Origin of the sequence: Flavobacterium muglaense (genome assembly GCF_014305155.1) — a bacterium.
In the GTDB taxonomy this organism is placed as follows: Bacteria; Bacteroidota; Bacteroidia; order Flavobacteriales; family Flavobacteriaceae; genus Flavobacterium; species Flavobacterium muglaense.
In genome coordinates this window covers 18016-39777 of sequence record NZ_JACRUK010000029.1, presented here as the reverse complement: position 1 = coordinate 39777, position 21762 = coordinate 18016, and the positions used below count along the sequence as shown (strand labels likewise).

Sequence of the window (21762 nt, the reverse complement as noted above, 5' to 3'; positions counted from 1 at the left end):
ATAATTATTGCTTTAAAAAATCAATATTGCGCTTTATACCAGCCAACTTACTTCTTTTAAGAGGCGAATCTTTAAACACTTTCCTAAAAGTTTCCTCGGTGATCTCCTCCCAATCTTTTTTAGAAAAAGAGAGCAGTTCAGGATTAGCTTGAAATAAAGGTTCTTTATGGGGCTTTGAAAATTTATTCCACGGGCATACGTCTTGACATATATCACAACCAAAAGCCCAATCACTAAAACTACCTTTCATTTCTTCAGGAATATTTTCTTTTAGTTCGATTGTAAAATAAGAGATACACTTGCTACCATCAACAATATAAGGCGCAACTATTGCTTCAGTAGGACAAGCGTCTAAACATGCAGTGCAACTCCCACAATGATCCGTTGTGGCATTGTCATACTCTAAATCTAAATCAATAATTAATTCGGCTATAAAGTAAAACGAACCTACTTTTTGAGTGAGTAGATTACTGTTTTTTCCGATCCATCCCAAGCCACTTTTGGCCGCCCAAGCTTTATCAAGAACAGGAGCCGAATCCACAAATGCCCTACCAGACACTTCGCCAATACTAGCTTGTATCGAATAAAGTAACTCCTTTAGTTTTTCTTTAATTACAAAATGATAGTCGGTTCCATAAGCATACTTAGAAACCTTATATGACTCTTGATTTTGCAACTCTTGCGGATAATAATTGAGCAATAAAGAAACAACGCTTTTAGCATCATCAACAAGCAAAGTAGGATTTAAACGTTTATCATAATTGTTTTCCATGTAGGACATTTGTCCATTATGGTTTTTATTGAGCCAAGACTCTAATCTAGGAGCTTCATGCTCAAGAAATCCGGCCTTGGATATACCGCATGATAGGAAACCCAAGCGCTTGGCTTCGGACTTGATAAAATTGGTATGTTGGCTTTTAGTACTGATAGTTTCTTATAACAACAAATCGTCTAGCCCTGATGGCAGCGACATCCTTTCCTTGCTTTCTTTAAGCAAGGAAAGATATAGCGTACAGCAGGAATAGCTTCATCAATTAAAACAATCCCCCTTGAATATTGGTTTTGATTTTACCCAAATGTTTGTAAGCTTTATCAGTAACCTCACGACCACGAGGGGTACGCATGATGAAACCTTCTTGAATTAAAAAGGGCTCATATACTTCCTCGACAGTTTCACTACTCTCGGATACAGCTGTAGCCAAAGTAGATAATCCTACCGGACCACCTTTGAATTTATCAATGATCGTATTCAAGATTTTATTATCCATTTCATCTAAACCGTGAGCGTCTACATTTAGGGCTTTTAGCGCATAACGAGCGATTTCCACATCGATTGTACCGTTTCCTTTTATTTGAGCAAAATCACGAACTCTACGCAACAAAGCGTTAGCAATACGAGGTGTTCCCCTGCTCCTTCCTGCAATTTCAATTGCAGCATCGAGTGAAATAGGCATTTTTAAAATAGACGAACTACGTTCAACAATAGTTGTCAAAAGTTCTTTAGTATAATATTGTAAGCGAGACGATATTCCAAATCGAGCTCTCATGGGTGCAGTTAGTAAACCAGAACGCGTTGTTGCACCAATTAAGGTAAATGGATTCAAATTAATCTGAACTGTACGCGCATTTGGACCGGATTCAATCATGATATCAATCTTAAAATCCTCCATAGCAGAGTATAAATACTCTTCTACAATGGGACTCAGTCTATGGATCTCATCAATAAATAATACATCTCTCTCCTCTAGATTAGTCAATAAACCGGCTAAATCACCTGGTTTGTCCAAAACCGGACCCGATGTGATTTTAATACCCACTTCTAGCTCATTGGCCAAAATATTAGCCAAAGTAGTCTTACCTAATCCCGGAGGACCGTGGAAAAGTGTATGATCTAAAGCTTCATTTCTTTGGTTAGCAGCTTGTACAAAAACCTTAAGATTTTCAAGCACCTGATCTTGTCCAGCAAAATCATCAAAAGACAGCGGCCTTAGTTTTTTCTCAAGATCAAATTCTTCCGAATTGTATCCGTTTGTTGTTGGATCTAGATTTTCATTCATAAAACAAAGATAAGACAAAGTATGAAGTAAAAAAAAATGCCTTTCAATTTAGAAAGGCATTTTTTATATAATATATTCTAGTGATGTAATACTTCTTCACCTGGTTTCATTGGAACCGTTTGTGGAACAAAATCTTCCTCATGACCTGGATTGCTATAATCGTAAGGCCATCTATGAACTTCTGGAATCTCTCCAGGCCAGTTACCATGAATGTGCTCTACAGGAGTAGTCCATTCTAAAGTATTAGATTTCCATGGGTTTTGAACTGCTTTCTTACCGTAGAAAATACTACTAAAGAAGTTGTAAAGGAAAACCAATTGAAAAGCTCCACCAATTAATGCAAATGTAGTTATAAGTACATTTACATTTTGTAAATCGTCAAACAATGGGAAATTCGTATTTGTATAATAACGTCTTGGCAAACCAGCTAATCCAATAAAGTGCATTGGAAAGAAAACACCGTAAGCACAAACTGCAGTTACCCAAAAGTGAACATATCCTAAATTTTTATTTAACATTCTACCGAACATTTTAGGGAACCAGTGATAGATACCAGCAAACATTCCGTAAAGTGCAGAAATACCCATTACTAAGTGAAAGTGAGCTACAACAAAGTACGTATCGTGAACATTAATATCTAATGTACTATCTCCTAAAATAATACCAGTCAAACCACCAGTAATAAAAGTAGAAACTAAACCAATTGAGAACAACATAGCTGGATTCAACTGTAAGTTACCTTTCCATAATGTTGTAATATAATTAAATGCTTTTACGGCAGATGGAATTGCAATCAACAAAGTTGTAAATGTAAACACAGAACCTAAGAATGGATTCATTCCCGAGATAAACATGTGGTGACCCCATACAATCGTTGATAAAAATGCAATTGCAATTATGGACATAATCATCGCTCTGTAACCAAAAATTGGTTTACGAGAGTTCGTAGCAATAATCTCAGATGTAATACCTAACGCAGGTAAAATTACAATATATACTTCAGGATGTCCTAAGAACCAGAATAAGTGCTCAAACAATACTGGTGAACCACCTTGATAATGTAAAACTTCTCCAGCGATATAAATATCTGACAAGAAGAAAGAAGTACCAAAACTTCTATCGAAAATCAATAACAAAGCTGCAGATAACAAAACAGGGAAAGAAACTACTCCAATAATAGCAGTCACAAAGAAAGCCCAAATTGTAAGAGGAAGTCTAGTCATAGACATCCCTTTTGTTCTAAGGTTAATTACAGTTACAATATAATTTAACGACCCCATTAAAGAAGAAGCAATAAATATAGCCATCGATGACAACCATAATGTCATTCCTAATCCTGAACCTGAAATTGCTTGTGGCAATGCACTTAATGGCGGATAAATTGTCCATCCAGAGTTAGCAGGACCTGACTCTACAAATAAAGAACAAATCATGATTACACTAGAAAGAAAGAACAACCAGTATGAAATCATATTCATAAAACCAGATGCCATATCTCGAGCTCCAATTTGGAGTGGAATTAATAAGTTACTAAAAGTTCCACTTAAAGCTGCGGTTAATACAAAGAAAACCATGATAGTACCATGTATTGTAACCAAAGACAAATAAATATCATTTGTCATAACTCCGTTTGGTGCCCATTTGTCTCCTAAAAGAATATTAAAGATCTTAAAAGATTCCTCTGGCCAAGCCAATTGCATTCTAAAAAGCATAGACATCCCTACACCAATAATTCCCATTACAATACCAGTAAGAAGGTATTGTTTAGCAATCATTTTGTGATCAATACTAAAAATATATTTAGTAATGAAAGTGTCTTTATGATGATGTTCGTGTTCGTGATCGTGTCCGTGATCGTGACCTTCTGCTGACATATAAGTTTACTTTAAATTTTCTTAATAATTATTTCATCGCTATTTTAACAACAGCTGCTGTATCTTTCGATTTTAAAGAATCTTTGTTCGTTCCACCTTCAACTGGTGCTGGAGCGTTCGCTTCTTTAACTTGTTGTACTAACAAGGCTTGTTCTGATAACCATTTTTTATAATCTTCTGGTGTATCAACAACAATCTTCATTTGCATATTATAATGTGATGAACCACAAATCTTATTACAAAGAAGTAAGTAATCGAATGAGTAAGGATCAAGAGCAGTTTCTCCTTTTGCCACTAACTCTACACTTTTCTTAGATCTTAAAGCATTGATATTCGCTACTTTTTCGATCATATAAGGCAACTCTCGATATTCCGCAGTAGTATAAATTGGCTCGAAAGCAAATTCAGTAACCATTCCAGGAACACAGTTCATTTGCGCTCTAAAATAAGGCATGTAAGCAGAGTGCAACACATCTTGAGATCTCATCTTGAAGTGAATCTTTTTTCCTTTTGGAATATGCAATTCAGATACAACAATATCATCTTGAGCATAAGGATCAGCAAGATCCACACCTAAAGTATTGATACCTTCAATATATCTAACATTAGCTTTACCCAATACATTATCCTCACCTGCTACTCTAGCAGTCCACTTAAATTGTTGAGCATACAACTCCACAACTACAGTATCCTCCTCGTCATCAATAAACATAATATTTGTCCAAGCATACAATCCATAAAGGATCAATCCAGCTAAAACAATTGCAGGAATAACACTCCAAATAGCTTCTAATTTATTGTTATCCGCAAAATACAATGCTTTTTGGTCTTTTTTACCTCTATATTTAAAAGCAAAATAGTGTAATAAAACCTGTGTTACGGCTTGAACAATAAAGATCAAAACCCATGTAATATTCATTAAGTTATCCACTTGAGCTCCATGTGCAGAAGCTGGTGTATGAAGCACTAAAGAACCCCATTTAAACAATCCATAAATAGAAAAAATATAAATGAATGCTAAAAAACCGAACATTAAATAACCCTGAACATTATTATCATCATCAGTAGCTACTTGCGAGCTATCTGAATTAGAACCTACTTGAGTAAGATCGAATATTTTAGTCAATTGCCATAAAGCAACAGCTAATAAAACTAAAACTATAATTACCAACAAACTTGTCATCTGTTTCTTTATTTAAATATTAATAATGAAAATGTTTACTCTCTTCGATGTAAGGATTTCTTTTTGGTAATAAAGGGGCTTTTGTTAATGCTGTAAAGACAACATAAATAAACAACCCTAAGAAGAAAAGAACAGAAGCAATTTCTGAAATTCCAATAAACCATTTATCTCCTACTGTACCTGGCATAATCATATTAAAAAAGTCAATATAATGTCCAGTTAAAATCACTACACCTGCCATAACAAGTACCCATGTAATTCTTTTGAAATCCGTATTTATTAAAATCAATAAAGGGAAAACAAAATTCATAACAACCGCACCAAAGAAAGGTAGGTTATACAATTGGATTCTTGTAATGAAATAAGTAATCTCTTCCGGAATATTTGCGTACCAAATCAACATAAACTGAGAGAACCAAAGGTAGGTCCAGAAAACACTGATACCAAACATAAATTTAGCTAAATCATGAATATGACTTGTATTTACATATTCCAAGTATCCTCTTGATTTTAAGTATAACGTAACCATTGCAATCATAGTAATACCACTTACAAAGAAACTAGCAAACACATACCAGCCAAATAAAGTACTTGACCAGTGCGGATCAATAGACATAATCCAATCCCATGACATGATTGACTCAGTAACTATAAAGAATACTAAAAATCCAGCAGTAATATTGAAATTCTTTTTGTAAAATGAATCATCTGTTGACTCATCTTGAGCCAAACAATTCTTTCTAGAATAGAATCTATAAACATTCCATCCTCCTAAAAATATAGCAGCTCTAACAATCCAAAAAGGAAAATTTAAGTATCCTGCTTTACCAGCTATTATTTTATCAAAATTAGGACTATTAGGATCTGTAACACCTTCAACTAACCAAGCAAAAAGATGATTAAAATGCAATCCACATAGAACTAGGATAATGAAGAAAATAACAGAACCAACAGGTAAATAAGCTGTAATCCCCTGCATTACTCTAAATAATACTGGTGACCAACCCGCTAATGCAACTTGTTGAATTGCATAGAAAGCTAAAACTCCCATTGAAAGTAACATGAAGAAAATACATGCAACGTATAAAGCTGCCCAAGGCTTGTTTTGCAACTGATGCAAAACATGAGTCAAGTGTTCTTCATGTTCTTTAACTTCGTTTGTTTCTTTAACTTCAGCATGAGAAGCACTTGCCGCATGAGCCTCATCAGCTGCTTCATGCTTAACTTCACCATGACCTCCATGTCCTTCAGCAGCGAGAATTTGCTCTACTTCCTGAATATCTTTAGGTGCATTTAAAAAACCATATCCAATTCCTAAAAGGCCAATAGCCATAAGAACGATAGAAAAAGTTTTTAATTTACTTGAAAATGTATACATATCTATTACGATCAGTTTGTTCAACAATTATAATTGGCTTTTTAGTTTTAAAACATAGTCTGCAACTAACCAACGCTCATGAGCACTTAATTGATTAGCATGCGAACCCATTGAATTTAAACCATAAGTTACAACATGAAAAATACTTCCTTCTGTGATAACTCTGTCAGCATAACTAGGTACCCCAAGAAATTTCTCTCTCTCCACTAATTTCCCTTTACCATTACCAGATGCACCATGACAACTAATACAATAAATTTCAAAAAGCTCTTTACCTTTATCAGAGTTTCTATCAAGTGAATCCAAAGGTGATTTTAAATTAGCTTTTGCTAACTCATAACCAGCTGTCGAATTCTCATATTCATAAGGTTCAAAACCTCTATTAATACTTCCATCTACTGGAAGCTGACCTTCTTTTCCATTTTTAAATGCTGCAGACTCTGAATATGTTTCATATCCTACAGATTCATACATATTTGGAAAATACTGGTAGTTTGGTGCGGAATTATTATGACAAGACGTTACTAGTAAAGTGATGCCAAATAATAGTGTTATTTTATATATCGTTTTCATATCTAAATTAATGCTTTTCTATTACTTTAACTTCAACTGCTCCTGTATTCTTGAAAAAAGAAACCAATTCTTCTTCATTGTTATTCACTGCAACTTCCATCAAGAAATGATCATCTGTAGTTCTTACGTCCGGATTCTCTGCTTCCTTAAATGGCCATAATTTACTTCTCATATAAAAAGTAACAACCATTAAGTGAGCTGCAAAAAACACAGTCATTTCAAACATAATTGGCACGAAAGCAGGCATATTTTGTATAAAACTAAAACTTGGTTTACCTCCTATATCCTGAGGCCAATCTTGAATCATTATATAATTCATCATTGTAGTTGCCACTGTTATACCAACACAACCGTACAGAAAAGCACAAATAGCTAATCTTGTTGGAGCTAGCCCCATCGCTTTATCCAAACCGTGAACTGGGAATGGAGTAAAAACTTCTTCTATATGATGATGAGCTGCTCTGGTTTGTTTAACCGCATCCATCAATATATCATCGTCATTATAAATGGCGTATATTACTTTATTACTCATGATGTGAATCTTTATTTGCTTCTCTTTCTCTTTTGTAATTATCTCCTGTTCCTTTTAATATTGTTTTCACCTCTGCTTGAGCAATCACTGGGAATGTTCTAGAATATAATAAAAATAATACGAAGAAGAAACCAATTGTTCCAATAAAAATACCAATATCAACAAATGTAGGAGAGAACATAGTCCATGAAGATGGTAAATAATCTCTATGTAATGATGTAACAATAATTACGAATCTTTCAAACCACATACCAATGTTTACTACAATAGATATGATAAACGAAAACATAATACTTGTTCTTAATTTCTTGAACCACATGAACTGAGGCGAAAACACATTACAAGTCATCATTGACCAATAAGCCCACCAGTAAGGTCCAGTAGCTCTATTCAAGAAAGCATATTGCTCATACTCTACTCCTGAATACCATGCGATAAATAACTCTGTAATATAGGCAACACCTACAATAGATCCTGTAATCATAATTACAATATTCATCAATTCGATGTGTTGTAAAGTAATATACGCTTCAAGGTTGGATACTTTTCTCATAATGATAAGCAAAGTGTTTACCATTGCAAAACCTGAGAATACAGCTCCAGCTACGAAATATGGCGGGAAAATTGTTGTATGCCATCCTGGAATTACAGAAGTAGCAAAGTCCATTGATACAATAGTATGTACCGAAAGTACAAGTGGTGTAGCTAAACCTGCAAGTACCAAAGATACTTCTTCAAAACGTTGCCAATCTTTAGCTCTTCCACTCCATCCAAAACTTAGAATAGAATAAACTCTTTTATTGAAAGGTGTAACAGCTCTATCTCTTAGCATAGCAAAATCAGGTAACAAACCAGTCCACCAGAAAACTAATGATACAGATAGGTAAGTTGAAATCGCGAATACATCCCATAATAATGGCGAGTTAAAGTTTACCCATAACGAACCAAATTGATTTGGTATTGGTAGTACCCAGTAAGCCAACCAAGGTCGACCCATGTGAATAATAGGAAATAAACCCGCTTGAATAACGGAGAAAATTGTCATTGCTTCTGCAGAACGGTTAATCGCCATTCTCCATCTTTGACGGAATAGTAAAAGAACTGCAGAGATCAATGTTCCTGCGTGACCAATACCTACCCACCAAACGAAGTTTGTGATATCCCATGCCCATCCAACAGTTTTATTTAATCCCCATGTCCCGATACCTGTAGATACGGTGTAAATTATACAACCCAATCCCCAAAGGAAGGCTGTTAATGCGATTGTAAACACAATCCACCAATGCTTGTTAGCTTTTCCTTCAACAGGTGCAGCTATGTCTACTGTTACGTCGTGATAAGTTTTATCACCTATAACTAAGGGTTTTCTAATGGTTGCTTCGTAGTGAGACGACATAATACTTTATATTGTTTCTTAATTAATAATTTTTTGTACTAGGTATTTCTAACTTTAACGTGATAGATAACATTTGGTTTAGTTCCCACATGCTCTAATAAATGATACATTCTATCATCAGCTGCTAATTTAGCAATTTGACTTTCTTTATCATTAACATCTCCAAAAGCCATTGCTCCAGTAGAACAAGCATTTGAACACGCAGTTTGAAATTCTCCGTCCACAATAGCTCTACCTTCTCTTTTTGCATTAAGAATTGTCGCCTGCGTCATTTGAATACACATTGAACATTTCTCCATTACACCACGAGAACGAACATTTACATCAGGATTTAAAACCATACGTCCTAAATCATCATTCATATGATAATCAAATTCATTGTTTTTGTTATACAAGAACCAGTTAAAACGACGTACTTTATAAGGACAGTTGTTTGCACAGTAACGTGTACCAACACATCTGTTATAAGCCATTTGATTTTGACCTTGGCGACCGTGTGAAGTTGCAGCAACTGGACATACAGTTTCACAAGGAGCATGATTACAATGCTGACACATTACAGGCTGAAAGGATACTTGTGGGTTATCACCCGCTTTTTCCATTTCATTGAAAGTAGATAATGAGCTAGACAATCCTGCAATATTTTCTTTTCTTTCATTATCACCTGCAAAAGTACTTTCAGAAGAATAATATCTATCGATACGCAACCAGTGCATATCACGACTTCTTCTAACTTCAGCTTTACCAACTACGGGTACATTATTTTCTGCATGACAAGCTATAACACAAGCTCCACATCCAGTACACGCATTCAAATCAATAGATAAATTGAAATGTTGACCAACTGAACGATCAAATTCATCCCACAAATCTACTGTTGTTGCAGCTACTTCTTCATGGTTTAAAGACACCATAGGAACTTCATTCCAAAACTTAGCATCTTTAGTATTAAAGATCTCCAAAGTAGTTTCTTTGATGATATCTCCTCTACCCATTAAAGTTTTTTGACCTTGAACACAAGCGAACTCATGATCTCCATTAGCTTTTACTAAACTAACCGATTGTACATCATTAAAACCTTTATACAAAGCATAAGCATTTAAACCTACTTGCATTTCTTCTTTCAAAGCCGCTTTGCGACCATAACCTAAAGCTAAACCAATAGTTCCAACAGCTTGACCTGGTTGAACAATTACCGGAACATTTTCAAGTTTCAAACCATCAGCAGTTGTTATAGTAGCATAACTACCATTCAATCCACCGTTAGCAACAATCTCATTAGACAATTCTAACTGTTTTGCATCAGCATTAGAAACAGTAACATAGTTATCCCAAGATACTCTCGTTATTGGATCTGGAAACTCTTGTAACCATGGGTTATTTGCTTGTTGTCCATCACCCATCCCTGTTTTAGTATACAAAACTAATTCGAGACCAGCAGGCGCTTTAGCAGCAGCTAATGCACTAGCAGCACCAGTATAATCTACTGAGCTTCCAGACAATGCTTGAGAAACCCCTACATAAACACCATCGTGTAAAACCTTATTCCAAGATGACCCTGAAGTAAAGGAAGCAGAATATCCTTTTAGATAATCGTAATATGTACCAGACATACCATTCAAAGACATTAAAACATCTTGAAATTGCTTAGTATCAAATAAAGGACGAATTGTAGGTTGTGTTAAACTATAAGTTCCTTTAGTCAAACTTAAATCTCCCCAAGATTCTAAATAGTGCGGTACTGGTGCAGCAATAGTAGCTAAAGCAGCAGTTTCATCTTCTTTCAAAGATAAAGCAACCGACATTTTTACTTTCTTAAGACCTTCAACAAAGGCAGCTGAATCAGCTAATGTATATACCGGATTAACCCCGCTCATAATCAAAGCATGAACACTACCCGCTTTCATATCTGCAATTAATTGAGCTACTTTTTCGTTAGATCCTTTTCTTATTTGTCTTGTACCAGAAGTAACAAATGCCAAACTTGACAAAGCTTGATTAATTGCTAAAACTAATAACTGAGCATTTTTATCTTGAATTCCAGATACTAAAACACCATTTGCACCAGCAGCCTTAAGCTGTTGAGCCGCTTTAGTTACTTCCGCTTTGAACTTAGCATCTAAATTAACAGCTACAGCAGCACCTGTAATTACATTATATATATGAACTAATGCTTGTTTTTGACTAGCAGTTGACATAGCCAAACGCTTATCAGCAGCAGCACCAGACAAAGTCATATTTGCTTCTAATTGAAAGTGACGAGACATTTTTCCAGCCTTAGGAATTCTTCCTTGAGCATATCCAGAATCATATCCACCACCTTGCCAATCTCCAAGGAAATCAGCTCCAACAGATACAATAAGTGATGCCTTTGAAAAATCATAATCAACTAACGCTCTTTCACCATAAACTGCTTCAAAAGCATCTAAAGCTTCAGATGAAGAAACCGCATCATAAACTACATGCTTAGCAGTAGGATTTAATCCGATAAAATCAGCAATTAATTTTTCAGTAGATGGACTTGCTAAAGTATTAGTTAACAATACTACCTGACCGCCTTTAGCTTTTGCTTCTACCAAACTCGCTTTAATCTCAGAGTTTACCGCTGACCACGCAGCTGATTTCCCATTAGACAAAGGTGCTTTCAAACGCATATTATCATATAATGACAATATAGACGCATGAATCCTAGCATTAGCAGCAAATTTAGCTCCTGCAATAGTATTATTATCTATTTTAATAGGACGCCCTTCACGTGTTTTAACAAGTAGATTTGCAAAATCAAAACCATCAAAAACAGATGTCGCATAATAATCAGCAACTCCAGGAATGATTTGTTCTGGTTGTAGTACATAAGGGATCGACTTGTTCACAGGACCTTCGCAAGCCGCAAGCGTTGCCGCTGCAGTACTAAATCCAACGTACTTTAAAAAGTCACGACGTGATGTTGAAGAAGATGCCATTGCATCACTATTTCCTAAAAAGTCTTCAGTAGGAATTTCTTCAACAAATTCGTTATTTCTAAGCGTCTCAACAATAGAACTACCTCCTAGTTCCTCAACACTTTTCCAGTATTTTTTGTTTGATGACATTGTATATAAATATTAAAATCTTAATAATTTGATTAATAGTGACATTTACCGCATTCTAAACCTCCCATTTGCGCCGCAGTCAATTTGTCTACACCGTATTTTTTAGAAAGTTCTTCGTGAATTTTAGTATAATAGTCGTTTCCTTCCATTTTTACATCGGTTTTTCTATGGCAATTAATACACCATCCCATTGTCAATGGAGCAAACTGTTTTTGAATCTCGTAAGTTTCAACTGGACCGTGACAAGTTTGACATTCAACACCAGCAACAGTTACGTGTTGAGAGTGATTAAAGTAAACAAAATCCGGTAAATTATGAATACGAACCCATTTAACTGGCTGCGTTTTACCTGTGTATGATTGTGTTGTTTTATCCCAACCTACGGCAGTATATAATTTTTGAATTTGCTCATCGTAGAACGCTTTGCTGTACTCAGGTGTAGCAGTTGTTTCAGCAACTTCAGCAATATTCTTATGACAGTTCATACAAACATTTAAAGAAGGAATACCTGCATTTTTACTAACTCTAGCAGCAGAGTGACAATACTTACAATTGATCTCATTGTCTCCAGCATGGATTCTATGAGAATAATGAATTGGTTGTATTGGCTCGTAGTTTTGATCTACCCCTACTTGCATCAAAAACCCATACACGAAGTAAGCACTAGCTAACAATAAGAAGATAGCAGTAACAAGCACTAAGAATTGATTTTTAACAAAAGCTTTCCAAATTGGAGTTGAAGCCGTTTTAGCCGCAACCTCAATACCATTAGATTTAGCAACTTTAGTTAAAACACTATTCACAAGGAATAACATAACAATTAGCATGAACATTACTAACGCTAAAGCTCCCAAAATAATGTTGTTAGAAACACCACTATCACTAGCAGCTCCAGCTACAGCAGTTCCAGGAACCGCAGCAGGCGCTTCAGCCTTAACCTCAGATGTGTAGGCGATGATATTATCTATATCTCCTTCAGACAATTGAGGAAAAGCAGTCATTACCGCTTTGTTGTTCTCATTAAATACCTTCACAGCCGCAGCGTCTCCAGATTTAATAAGATCAGAACTATTATGAACCCATTTGTAAATCCAAGCCATGTCATGCTTCTGAGCAATACCCCTTAAAGCAGGGCCTGTTGATTTAGCATCTAGCTTATGACAAGCCGCACAATTTGAATTGAAAAGCTCTTTACCCTTTGCCGGATCACCACCTTGAGTAGCTACTGGAGCATCGGTCGCCGCCGCCGCAGGTGCAGCGTCTTGCGCAAATGAAGTTAAGGAAAAAGCTAGCATTAACGCTAAGCTGTAAAATAATTTCCTTGAAGTCGAATTATGGTTACCCACCTTTTTCATAAAGTATAATGATTATCTACTAAAAATTGGCACAATTTTTTCTATAATGTCTTTACAGAAAAATGTCCCTTTTATTTTAAACTTCGACAAAAATACGACTTATGAACTATTCTCAAAACCTTAAAATAGTCTTAATTCCAATTTATATTAATTCTAAATAATATTTGTCTTTTACATTTGTTCAATAAATACTATTTTTGCCTAAAAACCATCACATTATGAGAATTTTAACACCTTCAAAAATCACTTTCCTTGCTTTAATAGTTTGTTTTTTAACACAAAAAACAAAAGCTCAAGACACTAATCTTAACATTAAACAGGATCCTAAATTTGAAGCATTACTAAACGAAAAACGCAAAATAAACACCCCACTAACTGTAAATGAGCGATATAAAATACAAGTGTTTAGTGGCGAAAGTGATAAAGCCAAGAAATCTTTGTATGATTGCAAACAAGAATTCAGTACTCTTGACGGAACCATCGTTTTCAACACACCCAACTACAAAGTATGGATTGGTAATTTTAGAACTCGAATAGAGGCCGAAAAGAATCTGGTGGAAATTAAGAAAAAATACTCGAATGCTTTTTTAATAAAACCGCAAAAATAAATCAGAAATCACTTTACAAAAAAGCAACTCTCAACCGAGTTGCTTTTTTATTTGGGGGTGCCCTCGTAAAAACTTCGGTCGCGCTCATATCTTTGCTTTGAATACAGATATATGAAATACTTAACTTTGAAATATTATTTGATAACAAAACAAAGCATACGCACGTCATTCATGACTTCTTTTTCAAACGAAATAAAATAATAATAGACTGCTCTTCGAAAGACTAATACCTACCATTAATTCCATTACCAATCCACTAAAAAGCCTTAAAACACGCAAGATCTAGCTAGCAAATAAAAAACGCCAGCCAAACTGACCTTTGCTTTTCATCAGAGGTTAATTCACCAACAGGGTCTTTACACTACAGAGACTTTTAACCCCACTTTAATCAGAACTAACAAATAACAAGTAAAGCACTCTTTATATCTAGTTCATTATACTCTTTAGACAATATTTACCAGAATACCTGCATTTTACTAACACTATTTTTATAACTCATTTACAAAATTCATCAAACATAACTCAAGTATAATTTATTTGCATCATTCAATAACGCCCGATGCTACTCAAACATAACACCACCGACCATTGTACCAAAATTATATTTCATATTTAGTCCTGCACTTCTTAGCACAAAAACTTCAATTGATCAACCATCTTACAACACTTACTTAAAAAACTCTCAAGACTTTGATATTTTACTCCTAAAACTCAGCGTCTAAAAACTACAAAATCATCCAATACAGCATTCTTAATCACTCCACTATTTTAATAATGTAACACTTAAGAAAAGCCCGAAACCCCAACATCTAATCAGAAAATCAATTCAAGACAGATTCTCCACATGAGCGACTTCCTCATACAATCTAAATCGGATAATAGAGCAATTTCACATTTACACTAAGTTGAAGACTCAAAAGAATGCTATCTCAGCCTTAAAAATATTCTTCACTTATTACCTACTCTATAGCAATAAGCAAATCATTATCGTTTGAATTTAAGGCTACATCATTATTCAAACTCCAATACACCTCATTACCCTTTATAAAAAAACCTTATAAATCTTACGAAACTTGATTCTAAATTAACTTCTAAGAACTTTTTCTAACGTGCGCTACAATGTAATATAAAACCAAAAAATGGCTACATACTGCTTTATACAATGTTTACAAAGTCTACCACAACAAAAAAAAAACTACTAGTTAACTATTTTTTATGGCAAGTGTAGCATCTCTTTTCAAAATCCTATGACCTGAAGTTCCCTTTTTTTCAAGAACTCATAAACACACCCCATTATCTTTTGAGCTTGTCCGCAATGAATAGTACAACAAAACATAAATCCAACTCATACATTTTCATTTTCTAACACTATTTTTAAAATCGAAATTCATACATTAACAACAGCAATGTTATGCATTACAAACTAAATATTTTTTTGTACATCAACGCTATTAAGAAAACGCTAAGCACTACATTTCTTACAGCAGTACAGTGTTTCAAAAAGCACTAGAACGGCTATAGAATATATATCCCATAGCCCTGATAGAAGTGGAAATCCTTTTGGGTTCGCCTTAGCGAACCCAAAAGATTGCAACGGATAGCAGGAAATAGCTCCAAAAAAGAATCGACTCATACGCTCCAAAAGATCACACCGACCTAAATATTAGTTCAGGCAAAACGATAGAAACATTACTATATCTAGACTGCGCTCGATTTAAAAAAAGTATAAAACAAAAAAAATCCCGATTGCTCGGGATTTTTAAATAAACTATATCGAAATTTTATTTCAACTTCTTTTTGATTGCTACTTCATGGTAAGCTTCAATAACGTCTCTTTCTTCAACATCATTGTAACCTTTCACTTGGATACCACAGTCGTAACCTTTGGCTACTTCTTTCACATCGTCTTTGAAACGTTTCAAGGCAATTAATTCCCCTTCATGAACCACAACACCCTCACGGATAATTCTGATTTTAGCATTACGAGCAATTTTACCATCCATAACCATACAACCCGCAATAGTTCCTACTTTAGAGATTTTAAACAATTCTCTAATCTCAGCAGTACCTAATACTTCTTCTTTCATCTCTGGCGCTAACATTCCTTCCATCGCATCTTTCAAGTCGTCGATAGCAGCGTAGATAATAGAGTAGTAACGGATATCGATTTCTTCTTTATCAGCTAATTGTCTTGCGTTTCCAGCAGGACGAACGTTAAATCCGATAATGATCGCATCAGAAGCAGAAGCCAACATAACGTCAGTCTCCGTAATTGCTCCAACACCTTTATGGATAATGTTAATTTGAATTTCTTCAGTAGATAATTTAGAGAACGAATCAGATAATGCTTCAACCGAACCATCAACATCTCCTTTAAGGATCACGTTCAATTCTTTAAATTGACCAAGAGCGATACGACGTCCAATTTCATCAAGTGTAATATGACGTTGTGTACGTACTGATTGCTCACGCATTAATTGAGAACGTTTTGCAGCAATTTGTTTTGCTTCTTTCTCATCTTGGAAGATGTTAAATTTATCTCCCGCAGTAGCTGCTCCGTCAAGTCCTAAAACAGATACTGGTGTAGATGGACCTGCTACTAAAACAGAATTCCCTCTTTCATCATGCATTGCTTTAATCTTACCGTGGTGTTTACCCGCAAGCATATAATCTCCAATTTTCAAAGTACCATGTTGTACTAAGATTGTAGATACATATCCTTTTCCTTTATCAAGGAAAGCTTCCACTACTGTTCCTTGAGCTGCTTTATCAGGATTAGATTTTAAATCTAAAACTTCCGCTTCAAGTAATACCTTTTCTAATAATTCTTTTACACCTGTTCCAATTTTAGCAGAGATATCATGAGATTGGAATTTTCCACCCCAGTCTTCTACAAGTAAATTCATACCAGCTAACTTCTCTTTAATTTTCTCAGGGTTTGCATTTTGCTTATCTACCTTATTGATTGCAAAGATAATTGGCACACCTGCTGCTTGAGCATGGCTAATTGCCTCTTTGGTTTGCGGCATGATATCATCATCCGCAGCAATTACAATAATAGCGATATCTGTTACTTGAGCTCCACGTGCACGCATCGCGGTAAACGCCTCGTGACCTGGTGTATCAAGGAATGCAATTTTTTGTCCGTTATCTAATGTTACTCCGTAGGCACCAATATGCTGTGTAATTCCTCCAGACTCTCCTGCAATAACGTTTTCTTTACGAATGTAATCTAGTAAAGAGGTTTTACCGTGATCGACGTGACCCATTACGGTAACGATTGGCGCTCTAAATACTAAATCTTCTTCTTTATCTTCTATTACTTCAATTGCTTCTTCAATGTCTACAGTAATGAATTCAACTTCATAACCAAACTCATCCGCAACAATTGTTAATGTTTCTGCATCTAAACGTTGATTCATGGTAACCATGATACCAAGTGACATACACGTACCAATTACTTTAGTAATAGGCACATCCATCATGATGGCAATTTCACCAACAGTAACAAATTCCGTAACCTTAATAGTTTTACTTCCTTCGTCTATTGCTCTTTGCTCTTCATCCGATTTTTGACGGTGTGTATCTCTTTTGTCTCTTCTATACTTAGCCGCTTTAGATTTACCACCTTTTTTACCTTGTAGCTTCTCTAAAGTCTCACGAATTTGGTTTTTAACTTCTTCTTCCGTAGGCTCCACTTTTGCGACAATAGCAGGCCTGTTCCCTTTTACGAAACCAGGTCTAGAACTTCTGTTGGCATTGTATCCACCACCTCCAGTATTAGGAGTAATCTTATTCGGATTTGGCGCACCAGGAACTCCAGGAGGTCTAGGTGTTCCAGGTTTTGGAGCTATTCTTTTACGCTTATTTTTATTAGCACCTGCAGCACCGGGCGCGCCTGGTTTGTTAGGTGTAATTTTTGGCTCTTCTTTTTTCTTTTTCGGTTTGTTGAATTGAGACAAGTCAATAGTTTGACCTGTTAACTTAGTACCAGATAATTTTTGGTACTGCGTCGTGATCGCTTCTTCCACCGGAGCTTCATCTGTTTTTGGAGCAGCTTTAACCTCTGGAACGACTGCCTTCGCAACCTTTTTCACAGCTTCTTTCTTCTCTTCTTTAACAGTTTCTTTAACTTCAACAGTAGGTTTTACTTCTTTTTTGTCTGAAACAAGATTTTCCTGTACTGGTTCTTTTTGAACTGGCTCTTTTTGAACTGGTTTTTCTTCAGGAACTGCTGCTTTTGGTGCTTCTGTCTTTACAACTTCTGCTTTTGGAGCAACCACTTTTTTAGGATTAAGGTCAATTTTTCCAACTTGAACAGGACCTGTAACTACAGCTCTCGCCTTAATTACTTCTTGTTGTTGTTTTAAAACTTCATCCTCATGTTTGCGTTTGTCTTCGATTTCTTTTTCTCGTTCCACGCGCAACGCTTCTTTCTCTTTTCTCTTCTCTTCTCCTACTTCTTTTGAAGCTTCCTTTTTCCCTCTGTCACCTGCAAATTGACCGCACAAGACATTGTACACATCATCAGAAATTTTTGTGTTTGGATTTGACTCAATAGCAATCCCTTTATCTTTTAGATAATCCACAGCTCTTTCCAAAGAAATGTTCAATTCCCTTAAAACTTTGTTTATTCTAATAATTCTCTCTTCAGACATAAAACCTTTTTATTATTACCTTTTTTGTTATTCCTCGATTTACTTCCAAATCGATATTTATCGAGTAAGGATTAATTGCAAACCGGCATGTTTATCGTTGAAGATTTATTGACTAACTATCAAATTCTTCTTTCAATATTCTCATTACATCTAGAATCGTTTCCTCTTCTAGGTCAGTTCTTCTTACCAAATCCTCTACGTCTTGTTTCAAGATACTTTTTGCAGTATCCAATCCAATTTTCGCAAATTCTTCGATTACCCATTCTTCTATTTCATCTGAAAACTCTGTTAATTCAACATCATCTTCATCAGCAGTTGCTCCAGCTACATCGCCTTCACGGATTACATCCAATTCATAACCAGTTAACAAACCAGCCAATCTAATATTGTGTCCACCTCTACCAATTGCTTTAGAAACTTCTTCTAATTTCAAAAACACTTCAGCTCTTTTCGTTTCTTCATTAATCTTAATGGAAGAAATTTTAGCAGGGCTTAATGCTCTTGTAATATATAATTGTACGTTACTTGTAAAATTAATAACGTCGATATTTTCATTTCCTAATTCACGAACAATACCGTGAATACGTGATCCTTTCATACCTACACAAGCACCAACTGGATCAATTCTATCATCGTAAGTTTCTACAGCTACTTTTGCTTTTTCACCTGGGATTCTCACAACGTTTTTCACCATAATCAAACCGTCAAAAACTTCTGGAATTTCTTGTTCAAATAATTTCTCTAAAAACTTCTCAGAAGTTCTAGACATAATGATTTGAGGTTTATTTCCTTTCAATTCAACGCTTTCAATTATTCCGCGAACATTATCTCCTTTACGGAAAAAGTCAGACTGAATTTGTTTTTCTTTTGGTAAAACAATTTCATTTCCTTCATCATCAACCAAAATTACAACTCTTGGTCTCACGTGATGCACTTCGGCAGTATATATCTCTCCAATTAAATCTTTAAATTGCTTGTACAGATTTGTATTGTCGTGTTCGTGTATTTTCGAAATAAGATTTTGGCGTAAAGCTAAAATAGCTCTTCTACCTAAATCTATTAATTTTACTTCTTCAGAAACTTCTTCGCCAATTTCAAAATCCGCTTCGATTCTTCTTGCTTCAGTCAAAGTAATTTCTTCGTTTTCAAAATCTAAATCTTCGTCCGCAACAATTACTCTTCTTCTCCAAATTTCCATATCTCCTTTATCAGGATTTATAATAATATCGAAATTATCGTCTGAACCGTATTTTTTCTTCAATGCATTTCTAAATACATCTTCCAAAATTGCCATAAGCGTTACACGATCAATAAGTTTATCATCTTTAAACTCTGAGAATGAATCGATTAATGCTAAATTTTCCATGCGAATTCTTTAATTAAAATGTTACTGTAACAATTGCTTCTTTTATGTCTCCATAAGGTATCTCAAGTCTTTTTTGAACTGTCTCTTTACCTTTTCCAATTTTCTTAGGCTCTCTTGCATTCCATGACAAAATTACAAAATCATCGTTAGCTTCCACCAATTCTGCCTCTATATTTTCTGTTGCTGTTTTTACAATCAGTGTTCTACCTACATTTTTCTTGTATTGTCTGATCAATTTTAAAGGAGAACCAACTCCTACTGACGCTACTTCCAGCGCGTAGTCTTGTTCCTCTCTGTCTAAATTTGCATCAATAAAACGACTTACATCAATACAATCCTGAAGTGCCACTCCATTATCTCCATCCAGGCCTACAATTACTTTAAAAGCATCTGTAACCACAAGATCTATCAAGAAAATAGAAGGCTTCTCTTCAAGGCCTTTTAACAACAACGTATTTACTTTTTCTTTAAATGTCATATTTTTTATAAAAAGAGGGGACATTTAGTCCCCTCATTATCTAGATTTTAATAAATAACGGTGCAAATATAGTGTTTTTTTTATAAACCAAAATAATTGATTGCTGTTAAATAATTTCTTATCTTTATTCAAGCCTTAAAATAAAGGATTTTCGTATACTTTAATCTCGGAATTATGAAACAAATTTTAGTCCCAACCGATTTTTCTGCACATGCAGAAAACGCTTTAAAAGTTGCCATCCAAATCGCAAAAAAAAATAATAGCACGATTCGCCTACTTCATCTGTTGGAAATTCCGCATCAAACAAATGACGCCATAAATAGCGCCACAGGAATTCCTGAAGTAATGCTCCATATTAAGAATGCAAACGACAGTCTGGCAAAAATAAAAGAAACATTTAAGGACGAAAATATCGAAATTAATGAATTTGTACGATTTGAAAGACCACACGAAGGCATCCTTTCTTATTCCAATAAAAATGCAATAGATCTAATCGTAATGGGATCTCACGGGATTTCAGGTATTGAAGAAATACTCATTGGTTCAAACACAGAGAAAGTAGTACGCCTATCAAACGCTCCAGTCTTAGTTATCAAAAAAGACACTACTCAACTCCATCCTGTAAACTTTGTTTTTGCCTCAGATTTTTCAAATGAGATCAAAAAACCATTTGAAAAGATGATTGAATTTACTCGTTTTTTTGACGCTAATTTGCATCTTGTTATGATTTGTACTCCAAACAGTTTTAAAACAACAGCTGTTTCAGAAAATATAATAAGCAACTTTCTAGCCGATTTTAATCTTAAAAATTACACTACCACAATCTACAATGATACCAATATCGAAAAAGGAATTTTAAATTTTGCAAAAAAAATAAATGCTGATTTAATTGGACTTTGTACACACGGGAGAACCGGATTATCCCACTTTTTCTCCGGAAGTATCAGCGAAGACTTAGTAAACCACGCTATAAAACCAGTAATCACCTTCAAAATATAATAAAAACAACTTCGATTTCGAATAAAAAAAATTTTTAATATAATCCATAAAAAAAAGCCTCTCAAAATAAATTGAGAGGCTTTCGTTGGTCCACAAGGACTCGAACCTTGAATGACTGCACCAAAAACAGTAGTGTTACCATTACACCATGGACCAGCTTAATTGCTGTAGCAGCATTGTTGCTTAGCGAGTGCAAATTTATAATAATATTTA

General features: G+C 35.0%; 15 protein-coding genes and 1 tRNA gene. 2 read left to right on the top strand and 14 right to left on the bottom strand.

The features are described 5' to 3' along the window. Window positions 1–4: 4 nt before the first annotated feature. The 10 genes from queG to H8R24_RS11820 form a co-directional block, all read right to left on the bottom strand. Window positions 5–928, bottom strand: coding sequence for a tRNA epoxyqueuosine(34) reductase QueG (gene queG, locus H8R24_RS11865; protein WP_187019329.1), 924 nt, complete (start codon window positions 926–928; stop codon window positions 5–7). Between the two features lie 106 nt (window positions 929–1034). After that, a complete protein-coding gene (gene ruvB, locus H8R24_RS11860; RefSeq protein ID WP_187019314.1) occupies window positions 1035–2057 on the bottom strand; it encodes a Holliday junction branch migration DNA helicase RuvB in 1023 nt (340 codons plus the stop codon). Between the two features lie 77 nt (window positions 2058–2134). Next, window positions 2135–3931, bottom strand: coding sequence for a cytochrome c oxidase subunit I (locus H8R24_RS11855; RefSeq protein WP_187019312.1), 1797 nt, complete (start codon window positions 3929–3931; stop codon window positions 2135–2137). A gap of 28 nt (window positions 3932–3959) precedes the next feature. Further along, complete coding sequence (locus H8R24_RS11850; RefSeq protein WP_187019309.1) at window positions 3960–5114, bottom strand: cytochrome c oxidase subunit II; 1155 nt, start codon at window positions 5112–5114, stop codon at window positions 3960–3962. A 19-nt stretch (window positions 5115–5133) separates the two neighbouring features. Continuing rightward, window positions 5134–6492, bottom strand: a complete 1359-nt coding sequence (locus H8R24_RS11845; protein WP_187019307.1) for a cation-translocating P-type ATPase — start codon at window positions 6490–6492, stop codon at window positions 5134–5136. A 27-nt stretch (window positions 6493–6519) separates the two neighbouring features. After that, the gene (locus H8R24_RS11840; protein ID WP_187019304.1) at window positions 6520–7065 is read right to left on the bottom strand and encodes a c-type cytochrome; all 546 of its coding nucleotides are present in this window, start codon (window positions 7063–7065) and stop codon (window positions 6520–6522) included. A 7-nt stretch (window positions 7066–7072) separates the two neighbouring features. Then, a complete protein-coding gene (locus H8R24_RS11835; RefSeq protein WP_187019302.1) occupies window positions 7073–7597 on the bottom strand; it encodes a DUF3341 domain-containing protein in 525 nt (174 codons plus the stop codon). After that, window positions 7590–8993 (bottom strand): NrfD/PsrC family molybdoenzyme membrane anchor subunit, encoded by a 1404-nt coding sequence (gene nrfD, locus H8R24_RS11830; protein ID WP_187019300.1) that lies wholly within the window; start codon window positions 8991–8993, stop codon window positions 7590–7592. The genes H8R24_RS11835 and nrfD overlap by 8 nt, the downstream gene beginning before the upstream one ends. 38 nt (window positions 8994–9031) lie before the next feature. Beyond that, the gene (locus H8R24_RS11825) at window positions 9032–12085 is read right to left on the bottom strand and encodes a TAT-variant-translocated molybdopterin oxidoreductase (RefSeq protein ID WP_187019298.1); all 3054 of its coding nucleotides are present in this window, start codon (window positions 12083–12085) and stop codon (window positions 9032–9034) included. Window positions 12086–12117: 32 nt separating this feature from the next. Then, the gene (locus H8R24_RS11820) at window positions 12118–13440 is read right to left on the bottom strand and encodes a c-type cytochrome (protein ID WP_187019297.1); all 1323 of its coding nucleotides are present in this window, start codon (window positions 13438–13440) and stop codon (window positions 12118–12120) included. 218 nt (window positions 13441–13658) lie between these two features. On the opposite strand from H8R24_RS11820, the gene H8R24_RS11815 reads away from it, so the two are divergent. Next, on the top strand, window positions 13659–14048 hold the full coding sequence (locus H8R24_RS11815; RefSeq protein ID WP_187019295.1) for an SPOR domain-containing protein: 390 nt from the start codon (window positions 13659–13661) through the stop codon (window positions 14046–14048). Between the two features lie 1781 nt (window positions 14049–15829). Here H8R24_RS11815 and infB read toward each other — a convergent pair. From infB to rimP, 3 genes are all read right to left on the bottom strand, one after another. Next, entirely contained in the window at window positions 15830–18706 is a 2877-nt protein-coding gene (gene infB / locus H8R24_RS11810; protein ID WP_187019293.1) for a translation initiation factor IF-2, read from the bottom strand. Between the two features lie 112 nt (window positions 18707–18818). Further along, window positions 18819–20072 (bottom strand): transcription termination factor NusA, encoded by a 1254-nt coding sequence (nusA, locus tag H8R24_RS11805; RefSeq protein WP_187019291.1) that lies wholly within the window; start codon window positions 20070–20072, stop codon window positions 18819–18821. A 13-nt stretch (window positions 20073–20085) separates the two neighbouring features. After that, window positions 20086–20550 carry a ribosome assembly cofactor RimP gene (gene rimP, locus H8R24_RS11800; RefSeq protein ID WP_187019289.1) on the bottom strand — a complete coding sequence of 155 codons (465 nt, stop codon included), beginning with the start codon at window positions 20548–20550 and terminating at the stop codon, window positions 20086–20088. Window positions 20551–20724: 174 nt separating this feature from the next. On the opposite strand from rimP, the gene H8R24_RS11795 reads away from it, so the two are divergent. Then, on the top strand, window positions 20725–21549 hold the full coding sequence (locus H8R24_RS11795; protein WP_187019288.1) for a universal stress protein: 825 nt from the start codon (window positions 20725–20727) through the stop codon (window positions 21547–21549). An 85-nt stretch (window positions 21550–21634) separates the two neighbouring features. Here H8R24_RS11795 and H8R24_RS11790 read toward each other — a convergent pair. Then, window positions 21635–21705: transfer RNA gene (locus H8R24_RS11790), tRNA-Gln, on the bottom strand. Between the last annotated feature and the right edge of the window lie 57 nt (window positions 21706–21762).

Bases quoted from the DNA above. Each gene is read 5' to 3' on its own strand.
- ruvB (WP_187019314.1), bottom strand. From the start codon at position 2,057: ATGAATGAAAATCTAGATCCAACAACAAACGGATACAATTCGGAAGAA.
- H8R24_RS11855 (WP_187019312.1), bottom strand. From the start codon at position 3,931: ATGTCAGCAGAAGGTCACGATCACGGACACGATCACGAACACGAACAT.
- H8R24_RS11850 (WP_187019309.1), bottom strand. From the start codon at position 5,114: ATGACAAGTTTGTTGGTAATTATAGTTTTAGTTTTATTAGCTGTTGCT.
- H8R24_RS11845 (WP_187019307.1), bottom strand. From the start codon at position 6,492: ATGTATACATTTTCAAGTAAATTAAAAACTTTTTCTATCGTTCTTATG.
- H8R24_RS11840 (WP_187019304.1), bottom strand. From the start codon at position 7,065: ATGAAAACGATATATAAAATAACACTATTATTTGGCATCACTTTACTA.
- H8R24_RS11835 (WP_187019302.1), bottom strand. From the start codon at position 7,597: ATGAGTAATAAAGTAATATACGCCATTTATAATGACGATGATATATTG.
- nrfD (WP_187019300.1), bottom strand. From the start codon at position 8,993: ATGTCGTCTCACTACGAAGCAACCATTAGAAAACCCTTAGTTATAGGT.
- H8R24_RS11825 (WP_187019298.1), bottom strand. From the start codon at position 12,085: ATGTCATCAAACAAAAAATACTGGAAAAGTGTTGAGGAACTAGGAGGT.
- H8R24_RS11820 (WP_187019297.1), bottom strand. From the start codon at position 13,440: ATGAAAAAGGTGGGTAACCATAATTCGACTTCAAGGAAATTATTTTAC.
- H8R24_RS11815 (WP_187019295.1), top strand. From the start codon at position 13,659: ATGAGAATTTTAACACCTTCAAAAATCACTTTCCTTGCTTTAATAGTT.
- infB (WP_187019293.1), bottom strand. From the start codon at position 18,706: ATGTCTGAAGAGAGAATTATTAGAATAAACAAAGTTTTAAGGGAATTG.
- nusA (WP_187019291.1), bottom strand. From the start codon at position 20,072: ATGGAAAATTTAGCATTAATCGATTCATTCTCAGAGTTTAAAGATGAT.
- rimP (WP_187019289.1), bottom strand. From the start codon at position 20,550: ATGACATTTAAAGAAAAAGTAAATACGTTGTTGTTAAAAGGCCTTGAA.
- H8R24_RS11795 (WP_187019288.1), top strand. From the start codon at position 20,725: ATGAAACAAATTTTAGTCCCAACCGATTTTTCTGCACATGCAGAAAAC.